This window comes from Leuconostoc sp. JNUCC 76 (assembly GCF_053667755.1).
In genome coordinates this window covers 1,476,674-1,487,907 of the sequence record NZ_CM132206.1, presented here as the reverse complement: position 1 = coordinate 1,487,907, position 11,234 = coordinate 1,476,674, and the positions used below count along the sequence as shown (strand labels likewise).

The window sequence follows — 11,234 nt, the reverse complement described above, 5'->3', positions numbered from 1 at the left end:
AGGGGAATCATAATGGAAAGTACAGTCCAACGACGCTTAAGGAAAAATATATTATCGCTAGTTGTTCCTGTTCATAATGAAGAGGCAACAATCAATATTTTCTATAATACTATTGAGAAGCTCAAGCCTAATTTGACTGCTGATGTTCATTATCATTTTATTGATGATGGCTCGACAGACAGTACACTATCGATTTTGCGAGATTTATCTAAAATTAATGATAATGTTCATTATATTAGTTTTTCTCGTAATTTTGGCAAGGAAGCAGGCCTTTATGCTGGGTTACAGCAAGCGGATGGTGACTATATAGCTGTTATGGATGTTGATTTGCAAGATCCACCTGAACTTTTGCCAGAAATGCTGAGAGAGGTTCAAAACGGTGAATATGATGCAGTTGGAACCCGTAGAGCCAATCGTAACGGCGAGGCAAAGATTCGGTCATGGTTTTCCGAGCAATTTTATACTTGGATGAACAAGATTAGTCAAACGCACCTTGTTGATGGCGCACGAGATTACCGTGTCATGACCCGGCAGATGGTAGATGCTATTTTGTCACTAAGTGAAAATCAACGTTTTAGTAAGGGAATCTTTACTTGGGTTGGTTTTAACACGAAATACATACCATTTGAAAATCGTGAGCGTGTTGCGGGTAACACGTCATGGTCATTTTGGTCATTAACAAAATATGCTATTGAAGGAGTAGTTTCATTTTCAACGGTGCCTTTAACTGTGATAACTGTGCTAGGCCTATTATCCTTCGCTTTGTCACTATTAAGCGCAGCTTTTATAGTTATTAGGGCGCTGGTTAATAATAATAGTGTGGCTGGGTGGCCATCAATGGTTACTATTATATTATTTATTGGCGGTATTCAATTACTCAGTTTGGGTGTCATAGGTCGGTATATGGCCGCTATTTTCTTAGAAACGAAGAAGCGACCTATTTTTATTAAGAAAGAGGAAAATTAGGACAGAAGTATGGATAAACTTGCGATATTAATACCGGCTTACAACGAAAGCCAAACAATTGTTAAAGTAGTGAATGACGTATTAAAAGTAACGGAAAGCATCTCAGGATCCGTTGTTTACGTTTACGATAATAATTCAAAAGATAATACAGCTGAATTAGCAGCTTCAGCCGGTGCAGTTGTTCGCCATGAATATGCACAAGGTAAAGGGGCTGTTATTAGAAGAATGTTCCGAGAAATTGATGCTGAAGCATATATAATGATCGATGCCGATGATACATATCCTGTACAAGCGATTCCGGACATGTATCGAAAAGTAGTTGATAAGAAAGTTGATATGGTTGTGGGTGATAGACTTTCCTCAACGTACTTCGAAGAAAATACACGTCCGTTTCATAATATCGGAAATACCTTGGTACGTGGTCTCATAAACACTTTGTTTAAGACAAATATTAAAGATATTCTCACAGGATATCGCGCATTTAGTTATCAATTTGTCAAAACATTCCCAGTATTGTCTAGAGGATTTGAGATTGAAACAGAAATGTCGATTCATGCCACTGAATTTAAGATGTTGGTTGAAAATCAAGTTATTGAATATCGAGATCGACCTGAAGGGTCTGAGTCCAAACTTGATACGTATGGGGATGGATTACGAGTACTAAAAACTGTCGTCAATTTATATCGCATCTATCATCCTTTTGCGTTTTTCGGTATATCTGCTGGGATTGTGTCGCTTATATCACTGCTATTGTTTGCTTTTCGTGTTTTTGTTCCATACTATAATACGGGGAGAGTTGATAATATGCCAACGCTAGTCGTCACGATGATTCTATTCAGTGTAGCTGTCACTGCTTTTTTTGCTGGAGCCATTTTGAATGCTATTCAATCAAGCAACAAGCGAAATTTTGAGTTAAATTTGATAAATGCAAATGAAAAAATTAAAAAGTATTCAAATGAATAAAAAAGTTATAAATTACGCGTTTTGTTTCATCAGTTATTTAGCGTTGGGTATCGCTTATCCTTCAACTAGCTTTGAGACTTTATCAAGTAGGATACACGCACGTTTTTCTGTTTCGGCCTATGAAAGTTTACTAGCTATAATAATTATTGTTTTGCTGGTTTTATTTCAGCATAAAATTAAACTGGACATATTCAAAAAATCATATTGGTCCTATTGGCTTTTAGGATCAATCTTATCTATTTTTTATGTGATAACCATGTCAGTGTATCAGGCTCCCTCTGATAACGTTACCTATATACCAAGTTTAATGGGCAAAACAAACCTGCTCATCACTTTGGTAGCTTTATGTGGTTTCGCCTTTATTTTTACTAATTTTGGTATTTTTTTAGGGCAAGTCATTAGTAAAGTAAAGGTATCTCAGTTTTACATAAACTATTGGTATATCGTTATAGGGTTGGGGTTGATTTGGATAATTCAAATTTTTCCTTTATTCCCCGGTATGGTTTCTTGGGACGGTTACCGCCAGTTCCTTGAGTTCTTTCATACACACGTTGCTGAACTGGATTTTACTTATTATCCTACAAATCATCATCCATGGTTCTCAACACTGGTCTTTGGTAGCTTATTTTCAATAGGAAAAAAGATTGCTGGTCCAAACTTTGGACTCTTTTTAATTGTATTGGTGCAAATAATTGTTTCATCATTAGTGTATGCTAAAGTCGTTCGTTTTATTGGTGATTGCTGGGGAAAGAAAGCTGCCGTGGTTACTTTTATTTTTTACGCCTCGCCATTTGTCGCTTTCTGGCAAGTTACTATAGAGAAGACACCACTTTTCTTGGCATTTACCACAATGTTTGTATTATGCTATGCTAAAATTTTAGTGGCGAATTTAAAAATTGAGTTACCAGTAATTTTATATGTGCAGCTAATTCTTTCTGGCATACTAATGTCACTATTTAGAAATGACGGCAGTTATGTTGTTATTTTGTCATTATTTGTGTTGTTGATTGTACAAGTTATTCGAAACAAAAGAATACCTCGTCAACTCATCATCGGTTTGGCAGTATTTTTGTCAGTATACATTGGTTGGAACAAAGTTGCCTTGCCAGCGATGAATGTTGTTTCAGGATCAACAGCTGAAGTTATTAGTTTACCGATGCGTCAGTTATCAGCAGTAGTTATCAACCATCCAGAATCATTAAGCAAAAAGGACTTGGCTACAATCAATAAAATTACTCCAGTTAAGGAAATTAAAAATCACTTTAATGTTAATAATGCGGACGATTTAAAATCCCTTTACCCAGTTGATTCTTTTTTACGTAGTTCTTATGAAATAAAGCAACTAAAATTAGGTCATCTTAAGAAAGAGGCCACACCTAAAATTAAGAAACAAACTGGACAATATTTGATGGTTTGGTTTAAGCAATTATTGAAACATCCTAAGACTTACATTGTTACTTTCTTTGCGGCCGACAGTTCTTTCTTAAATCCAGTACTCGATAGTAATCCTGATTCACGAGGAATCATGTATGGCAATGAGTATATGAAATATAATACATTCTTGCAGCCAAGTTGGTATCCAGAGATCCATCATTGGTTCTCTGATGCTACGAGAAAATATATTAAGTGGCCAAACACAGTATTCGCATTACCTATTATTAGAACAATGCTTCAACCGGCATTTGCCTTGTGGGCAGTTCTTTTCAGTTTTGCCTACTGCCTTTATAAAAAAAGCTATTCAGCACTCATCTTTATTCCAATTGGCTTATTGGCAGTCGTACCATTATTGTCTCCCGTGAATGGTATGGAACGTTATATGCTCCCAGCTATTTATACATTACCTTTATTATTAGCAGTAATTGTTAATGTGAATAAGGAGAGTAAAAAAAATGAAGAAAGCATATAGAGATTTGGTAGCAGTTGTTGGTATAGCAGTCACAACTGCTATTTTGTTTAACGCGATATTCTTTGTGCCAATTCGTTTACCTTGGGATGCTTATTACCATGTATCGCGCATTGAAAACTTGAGACAATCAGGATTGGCGTTTTTGTATCCACAGAATTTTACTACGTTAGGACAGTATGGCTTAGCTACGAATATTTTTTACCCAGCATTAACATTGCAAATTGTTCAAACTGTTTTTTTCTTTACGCATTCAGCAATACAAGCATTCAAAATAAGTATGATTTTCACTACTTTTCTGTCAGGAACATCGGCTTATATTATTTTGCGTTATCATGGTAAATTGGGACGCAAAATAGCATTTTTTTGCAGTATTCTATGGTTGAGCACTATTGGTATTACAGCATTAGCACCAGGGAACATAGCGGAATCTACTGCATATATTGGCATTCCTTGGCTAGCCTATGGCCTTTATGCCTGTTCAAAAGAAACAAAAGGGCAATTAAAGAAAATCATTGCACACATTGCTGTGGGGTTAAGCATTGCCGCTTACTCACATATTATGACCTTTTTTATATTAGCTTTGTTTACTGCGGTTTATTTATTTATTTTGTTCATTAAAAGCAATAATAAAATAAAAATTGTTTGGGTAATGACTTTAGGCGGCATAGCAACATTACTATCAACAGCTGCTGCTATAGGGCCTATATTAATTGTCCAACTGCTTAACAATGTTAAAAAGCCTGTGGTCAATACTATTGTGTTTGCAAATAATGTAAAGGATCTCAGTCATTTATTTTTAAATCCAAGTGATAGTCCTGACATATGGTTACCGTTGTTTTTCATCATCATTTGTATTATTATTGGATCTCGTAAACCATCATTAGGTGTTGTTCTAGGATTAATTGTAATGTTGTTAGGCACTAACTTTATACCGTGGGCGTACTATCTAAGAAATAGTCCAGTAACTTTTATACAGTTCGCTACGAGATTTATCAAACCAGGAATAGCCTTAGCGTTAATGTTTACACTGCTAGATTTGAAAGCTAACCAAAAAATACATGAAAGTACTAAATGGTTCCACAGCGGGTTAATCACTTATGGATTGGTTTCAGTCATTATCATGGCTGGTGTGATGAAAAATAATTGGTTTCCAAATAGTAACTCACAATTATGGACGGCACAACAATTAAGAGAATATACTACTTTTTATGATGGTACACATGATGGCTATGGGTACTCATCAGATATGACCTTTAGCAATCAAATAAGCAACAACGAGAGATTTTGGTACTTGAAGAACTACACGGACTACATTCCAAAATCTGCTTTGTCAAATCCTAACGATAAAAGTACTTTCATTGGGGCAGATAAATCTGGTATCTTACTAACAAAGCATCAAATTATAGATGGACATGGTCAAACATACAATACAAATAATTATGAGCCCACTTTAAAATCGATTAATATGAATGTTCAAAAAACGATTCCATCAAATTCAATTATTGAGTTACCTATAGTGTCTTACAAAGGCTTACGTTTAAATACAACTATTGATGGTAAGGAACAAAAGTCCTTTATTAAACATGGCAAAATTGCCTTAAAATTACAAAATGTATTAGCTGCTAATTCTAAAATAAAAATCACACAACAGGTACCAAATTGGTTAATTGTGTTAAACTTAGTATCTGCGGTAACCTTGGTTACATTACTTAGTTTTCATAAAAGACCCCAAAGAGCAGATCGTTTAACTTAGTGTCACAAAATTTGTTTGTTTTACGGTATAATAGACTTTATATTAATTGGGGGAGAGTGCATAGCACTGTTCCTTTTTTAGAATGGAAAATAAAATGAAGATAAAGTATAAAATATTTAAATTTTTACGACTTAATTTTTTGTTCCTGTGGTTATCCATAGTATCACTTTACATTATTCAGATTGGCGTTATGCTGACAGATCCGACCTATGGCACCGGTGATTGGGGGCGTAGCGCTTGGACAAATGGCATACAATTTGTCATTAATCAAACGACGTCGGCCGGTATAAATGTATTGATTCTAATGATATTGATGTGGATTATTACTCTTATCAGTAATCGGATACCGGTAACAATTATCGTGATGTCTGTCTTAACAGCCATTGTAACGGTTGCTGAATACCAATTGATTAACGTTAGGCAAGAAGCGATAACCGAGGCAAGCCTACAAGAAGTGACGGCCTTTGGTAATTTGATAGGGATGTTAGATATCAAATTAGTGATAGCTTTTGTGGTAGTTCTAATTGTTATGGCTGTGTTACTTTTCATTATTTACCGTCGCAGTAAGTGGATCGTCTTTAGATCAATTCGCTTGCGTGCACTACTAATGATTATTTCTATTTTGGCGTTAGTGCCTTTCTTCCAAATAAACTCTGATCAAAACAAAGAAACTTTTATTAAGCTCGGGGATGATCCTAAAGTATGGGATTCACTTTACGATGCTGTTTCTAATGGCGGGATCGTCGCGTTGTTAAATTCGCGAACGACAGATGCGATGGTAGAACCGAAGAGTTATAGCCAGGTCACAATGAAGAAGCTTGTAAAAAAATACCAAGACGAAGCAAAAAGTATCAATGCAACACGAAAAAATACGAATTTTAAAAATCAAACAGTCATTTATACGCTCAGTGAATCTTTGACAAAACCAAGTTATGTACCGGGATTGACAATTAGTGATAATCCCTTAAAAAAACTCAATAATATTATGAATACTACAAGTTCCGGTCATATGGTTTCCTCAGGTTATGGCGGTGGTACTGCCGGAATTGAATATTCGACATTGACAGGATTTAATATTACAGCTTACAAGCCAACAATTACTATGCCGTATTCACAATTAACAAGCAGCATTAATGAAAAATCAACGGTCACTGGACAATTTGATAAAAAAATTGTCGTCCATCCATATGTGGGTTCATTTTACAATCGACGTGCTGTGTACAAAAATATGGGTATTAATTATTTCTATACAACTGATAGTGACATACCAGTCAAATATACAGCTTCAGTTGGTGGCGGCAATCATGCTAGTGACACTTCAGCATATAAAAATGTGCTTTCTAAAATTAGTAGTGGCAATGACAGCCAATTCATTCAATTATTAACAATGCAAAATCATACACCTTGGACATTTTCCGGACGTGATTACAATGTTATTGAGCCCACTGATTCAAATGCTGATTTGGATACGATAGAATCTTATTTGCAGGGACTTCATTACACGGATAATGCTACACAAGCATTTCTTGATAAATTAAACAAATTAAAGCGGCCAGTCACACTGGTCTGGTATGGTGATCATTGGCCAGGAATATTTAGCTTCGTAAATACATCTACAGATGCTTTATCAGCGCATTCAACACCCTATTTTATTTGGCAAAATGATGCAGCCAAAAAAGCTAATGGTACAGTTGATGTTTCAGAAAACTATGCAGACCCATCTGATTTCACTGCAATGGTGCTTAAAATGAACAATATGAAAGTCGATCCGTATTGGGCATTGAAGACGGAATTACTTGAGAAAGTCCCAACAATTAACAACTATAAACGTGATGAGAATGGTAAACTGTCATTTATTGATAAAAACGGAAAAAATATTGATGAAAAATCTTTGACGATAGAACAACAAAAGCTTGTGAAAGATTTTAAACTCGTGCAATATGATATTACGACAGGTAAAAACTATCTACTAAAAACAAAATTTTTCCAGAAGGTGAAATAATATGACAAAAAAATATTTAAACGCCTTCTTAACGGTTATCATTGCTTTAATTGGCGTTGTGTATTTAACAAAAGTTGCAGGTGATTTACATGATTTTCATGGATTAGGTAAGCTGGTGAGTTACTTTTCTTGGCCCTTACTACTGGTTGGCATTGCGCGATTGGCATTATTGGAAAATCGTAAGCCAGGTGACATCTTTGATTGTTATTTGTTGGTTTCAACCATATTAGCAGTAATTGGTTTTTTTATCACATTACAGGTGATTCCTGTGCACACACCATTTCAATTTGCTATGGGAAACTGGTGGGATGCTATCTCTGCTGGTGCACTTGGTAACGAGGGGAATTTGAATACGCCCTTGGGGGAAGTCTGGACGAAATACCCAATCGGTTGGTTTTTAATGATGACACCCATTGCGATGAAATTAGCCCATTATATGCATCAAAAAATTTCCGATAAACGCTTACTCATCGTTTCTGCAATAGTTTTGATGATTGCGCCCCAATATATTGGTGAAATAATTGATCTACCATTCAGTTTAAATGCAGCATTGCTTGGAACAGGCTTGCTCGTTATTAATGATAGCATTATTGTTAAATCCACTAAAATGCGAGCTATTTGGATTGTGATAGGGAGCATTGTTACCATAATTGCTGCTAAAATCAGTGGTGTGTACTTTAGTTATGGTCGAGCGGATAATATATTTGTTTCGATTTTTGGTTTGATTGCTGCAATAAAACTCATTGAATTCTTATTAGATTTTGTGACGATTCATGTAAAATGGAATATGTCTAAAAAAATTTTTTTCTATACGACTGTTGGTTTTTTGTTTATACTAACATTAGTTGTAAATTTAACAATATTCTTGAATTAAGGAAAACAATATGTCTCAGAATGTCAGTGCAGTGATTGTCACATTTAACCGTCTTGCTCTTCTAAAAGAAGTAATTGAAAGTTTGCAGACGCAAGATACCAAACTTTCACACATTATTGTGGTTGATAATAATAGTAAGTCAGATACGCAAGAGTATCTAACGTCACTTGGCAACCAAATTGAATATGTACGTTTGCCAGAAAATATTGGTGGTGCCGGCGGTTTTAATAAAGGTGTACGCTACTTTATGGAGCATACAACCGATGATTTTGTTTGGTTGATGGATGACGATACTGTTGTGCATCCAGATACGTTAACTGAGTTATTGAAGTTTGCTGATAAACAAGATCAATTCGGTTTCTTATCTAGTGATGTTCGTTGGACTGATGGGCATCGTGCGCTAATGAATCAACCAGCACCAATGAATCGTTTGAAAGTAATTCCAGAGGATCAAGTGGAACCTGTGCAACTACAAAATGCAACGTTCGTTTCATTATTAATGAAACGTGAAGTAGTTAAAAAGATTGGGTTGCCTATCACGGAATTCTTTATTTGGGGCGATGATATTGAATATACTGAACGCGCTGGTCGTGTTGCACCTGGATATTTTGTTCCAAGCGCAAAAGTGACCCACAAGATGGCAGAAAATGTGGGTAGTAGTCTACTTAATGATAATGAAAACCGAACACCACGCTACTTTTATTCTTACCGAAATAAAAGATATTATGCAAAAAAACGTGATTTCTATCGTCGTAATCGTGCGTTATTACGTATGTGGGCTGAATATTTCCAGATTAAGTTTTCTAATACTGAACGAAAGCAAGAAAAGCTTGATATCTTTAAAAAGGGATTTCGGGCTGGTAAAACATTCAATCCAATAATTGAATTTGCAGATGATTTAAAGGAAAAATGAAATAGTGCCTAATTAGGGGCTATTTCATTTTTAGGAGAAATTCATGGAAAAAATAAAGTTATTGCTGACTCAGTACCAAGAAGCTATTTTGTATATCGTATTTGGCGGCTTAACAATGTTGGTTAACATCATTGCCTTTTGGTTAGCCTTTCAAGTATGGCATATGAATTCTTCTATATCTTATCTTTTTGCTTGGTTTTGGTCTATCTTTTTTGCTTATCTTACAAACCGAACTTGGGTGTTTCACTCGACAGCTCATGACTTCAATACGGTAATGAGTGAGATATTTCAGTTTTTGTTAGCAAGAATTGCTACTGCCGTAATTGGCTTTGTTATTTTTTATTTTGGGGTTAACTTGTTAAAGCAAGATGCTCAAATCTGGAATATCATACAAAATATTTTTGTAATCATTTCTAACTTTGCGTTAAGTAAATTAGTTATATTTAAAAAGAAGGCTTAAAAGCCTTCTTTTTATTTGTTACTTTTAGCTGCAGCAATTAAATCTTGTGCAAATTTTTGTAGTGTCGGGATATCGTTTGCTTGTGGGTTTAAATTAATTTTGATACCTGTTGCACCTTTAGTTGCGTTGGTAAGCGAAAATTGCTTTTCGAATTTTGGTACCGCTAAGCAATAATCATCTAAATAGTAGGTATCTCCTGATCCCGCAACACCGTATACGACACCCTCAAGATCTGCATCAGCTAAATCATCATAAAAATCTAATCCTTCATCTGGCAGTGAGCCCTGATCATATGTATAGGGGACAACCACGGCAATATCGACATCTTCTAATTCATCGACCTCGGTTTGACTAATTTCAGATTTTTTCACCGTAACATCAGCATTTTCAAGCGCTTTAATAATAATATCTGCTACATCTTCATTGTTCCCAGTAAGCGTTGCATAGATAACTTGTGCTTTCATTTTATAGTCCTCTTTATTTTAATTATCAAAAGTAATTATAGCATTTTATTAAACTATTAAAAGCTACGATTTGACGAAATATCTGGAAATATGACGGTTTGTTGACAAAGTCATAAAAAGCCTTTACAGTATGGCCCTGAGGCCTTAATATGGTTAGGTGACTGTAATTTAAAAATTCACATGCAGATTTTCAACCCCTTAGGAGATTAAAAATGATACATCAATTGTTGGCTGAATTTATGGGCACTGCGCTCATGATTGTTTTCGGAGTTGGCGTTCACGCTGATGAAGTGTTGAATCGTACAAAATACCACGGTTCAGGTCATCTGTTTTCGATTACAACTTGGGGATTTGGAATAGCAATTGTCTTGTTTATCTTTGGGGAAGTTTATATTAACCCTGCGATGGCGATGGTCCAACTTATTTTAGGAAATATTCATTTTGGGTATTTCTTAATTGTTAGTTTAGTAGAAGTATTGGGTGGTGTTTTCGGCTCAATTATTGTCTATATTATGTATGCTGATCAATTTAAGTTATCTGAAAAAGATATTGATCCAGTAATCGTTCGTAATATTTTTTCAACAGCACCAGCAATTCGCAACTTACCACGTAATTTTTTTGTTGAAATGTTTGCGACATTCGTTTTTTTGACAGGTATATTAGCTATTTCTGCAAAAGCGGGGGATGTGCCTGGTATGGTTCCGCTAGCCGTGGCTTTCTTAGTTTGGGCTGTTGGTATGGGTCTAGGTGGTACCACTGGGTTTGCAATGAACCTTGCTCGAGATATGGGGCCACGCATTGCATATACAATTATTCCTTGGAAAAGGCGAGCCTCCAGCGATTTTCAATACGGTATTCTTGTGCCCGGAATAGCACCATTTGTTGGTGCAATTTTCGCTGCATTATTTTCAAAGTTTTATTTAGGTCTGTGAA

General features: G+C 35.5%; 10 protein-coding genes. 9 read left to right on the top strand and 1 reads right to left on the bottom strand.

Annotated elements, in window-relative coordinates:
- Window positions 1-12: 12 nt before the first annotated feature.
- The 8 genes from JNUCC76_RS07520 to JNUCC76_RS07485 all read left to right on the top strand — a co-directional run bounded on the left by JNUCC76_RS07520 (window position 13) and on the right by JNUCC76_RS07485 (window position 9,837).
- Window positions 13-966 (top strand): glycosyltransferase family 2 protein, encoded by a 954-nt coding sequence (locus JNUCC76_RS07520; RefSeq protein ID WP_454153825.1) that lies wholly within the window; start codon window positions 13-15, stop codon window positions 964-966.
- A gap of 9 nt (window positions 967-975) precedes the next feature.
- Complete coding sequence (locus tag JNUCC76_RS07515; RefSeq protein ID WP_454153824.1) at window positions 976-1,929, top strand: glycosyltransferase family 2 protein; 954 nt, start codon at window positions 976-978, stop codon at window positions 1,927-1,929.
- Window positions 1,898-3,835 (top strand): DUF6020 family protein, encoded by a 1,938-nt coding sequence (locus JNUCC76_RS07510; protein WP_454153823.1) that lies wholly within the window; start codon window positions 1,898-1,900, stop codon window positions 3,833-3,835. Before JNUCC76_RS07515 ends, JNUCC76_RS07510 begins: the two co-directional genes overlap by 32 nt.
- Window positions 3,819-5,588: a 6-pyruvoyl-tetrahydropterin synthase-related protein gene (locus JNUCC76_RS07505; protein ID WP_454153822.1), complete on the top strand. Its 1,770-nt coding sequence runs from the start codon at window positions 3,819-3,821 to the stop codon at window positions 5,586-5,588. The genes JNUCC76_RS07510 and JNUCC76_RS07505 overlap by 17 nt, the downstream gene beginning before the upstream one ends.
- A gap of 82 nt (window positions 5,589-5,670) precedes the next feature.
- A complete protein-coding gene (locus JNUCC76_RS07500) occupies window positions 5,671-7,590 on the top strand; it encodes an LTA synthase family protein (protein WP_454153821.1) in 1,920 nt (639 codons plus the stop codon).
- 1 nt (window position 7,591) lies between these two features.
- The gene (locus tag JNUCC76_RS07495; protein ID WP_454153820.1) at window positions 7,592-8,464 is read left to right on the top strand and encodes a fucose 4-O-acetylase; all 873 of its coding nucleotides are present in this window, start codon (window positions 7,592-7,594) and stop codon (window positions 8,462-8,464) included.
- Between the two features lie 10 nt (window positions 8,465-8,474).
- The gene (locus JNUCC76_RS07490; RefSeq protein ID WP_454153819.1) at window positions 8,475-9,377 is read left to right on the top strand and encodes a glycosyltransferase family 2 protein; all 903 of its coding nucleotides are present in this window, start codon (window positions 8,475-8,477) and stop codon (window positions 9,375-9,377) included.
- A gap of 43 nt (window positions 9,378-9,420) precedes the next feature.
- A complete protein-coding gene (locus JNUCC76_RS07485) occupies window positions 9,421-9,837 on the top strand; it encodes a GtrA family protein (protein WP_454153818.1) in 417 nt (138 codons plus the stop codon).
- 11 nt (window positions 9,838-9,848) lie between these two features.
- Here the strand turns inward: JNUCC76_RS07485 and JNUCC76_RS07480 are convergent, their stop codons facing one another.
- A complete protein-coding gene (locus tag JNUCC76_RS07480) occupies window positions 9,849-10,301 on the bottom strand; it encodes a flavodoxin (RefSeq protein WP_454153817.1) in 453 nt (150 codons plus the stop codon).
- Window positions 10,302-10,513: 212 nt separating this feature from the next.
- Here JNUCC76_RS07480 and JNUCC76_RS07475 point away from each other — a divergent pair, with 212 nt between their 5' ends.
- Window positions 10,514-11,233 carry an MIP/aquaporin family protein gene (locus tag JNUCC76_RS07475; RefSeq protein ID WP_454153816.1) on the top strand — a complete coding sequence of 240 codons (720 nt, stop codon included), beginning with the start codon at window positions 10,514-10,516 and terminating at the stop codon, window positions 11,231-11,233.
- Window position 11,234: the final 1 nt, after the last annotated feature.

Coding starts and splice junctions, on each gene's coding strand:
- JNUCC76_RS07520 (WP_454153825.1), top strand. CDS start 13: ATGGAAAGTACAGTCCAACGACGCTTAAGGAAAAATATATTATCGCTA.
- JNUCC76_RS07515 (WP_454153824.1), top strand. CDS start 976: ATGGATAAACTTGCGATATTAATACCGGCTTACAACGAAAGCCAAACA.
- JNUCC76_RS07510 (WP_454153823.1), top strand. CDS start 1,898: ATGAAAAAATTAAAAAGTATTCAAATGAATAAAAAAGTTATAAATTAC.
- JNUCC76_RS07505 (WP_454153822.1), top strand. CDS start 3,819: ATGAAGAAAGCATATAGAGATTTGGTAGCAGTTGTTGGTATAGCAGTC.
- JNUCC76_RS07500 (WP_454153821.1), top strand. CDS start 5,671: ATGGAAAATAAAATGAAGATAAAGTATAAAATATTTAAATTTTTACGA.
- JNUCC76_RS07495 (WP_454153820.1), top strand. CDS start 7,592: ATGACAAAAAAATATTTAAACGCCTTCTTAACGGTTATCATTGCTTTA.
- JNUCC76_RS07490 (WP_454153819.1), top strand. CDS start 8,475: ATGTCTCAGAATGTCAGTGCAGTGATTGTCACATTTAACCGTCTTGCT.
- JNUCC76_RS07485 (WP_454153818.1), top strand. CDS start 9,421: ATGGAAAAAATAAAGTTATTGCTGACTCAGTACCAAGAAGCTATTTTG.
- JNUCC76_RS07480 (WP_454153817.1), bottom strand. CDS start 10,301: ATGAAAGCACAAGTTATCTATGCAACGCTTACTGGGAACAATGAAGAT.
- JNUCC76_RS07475 (WP_454153816.1), top strand. CDS start 10,514: ATGATACATCAATTGTTGGCTGAATTTATGGGCACTGCGCTCATGATT.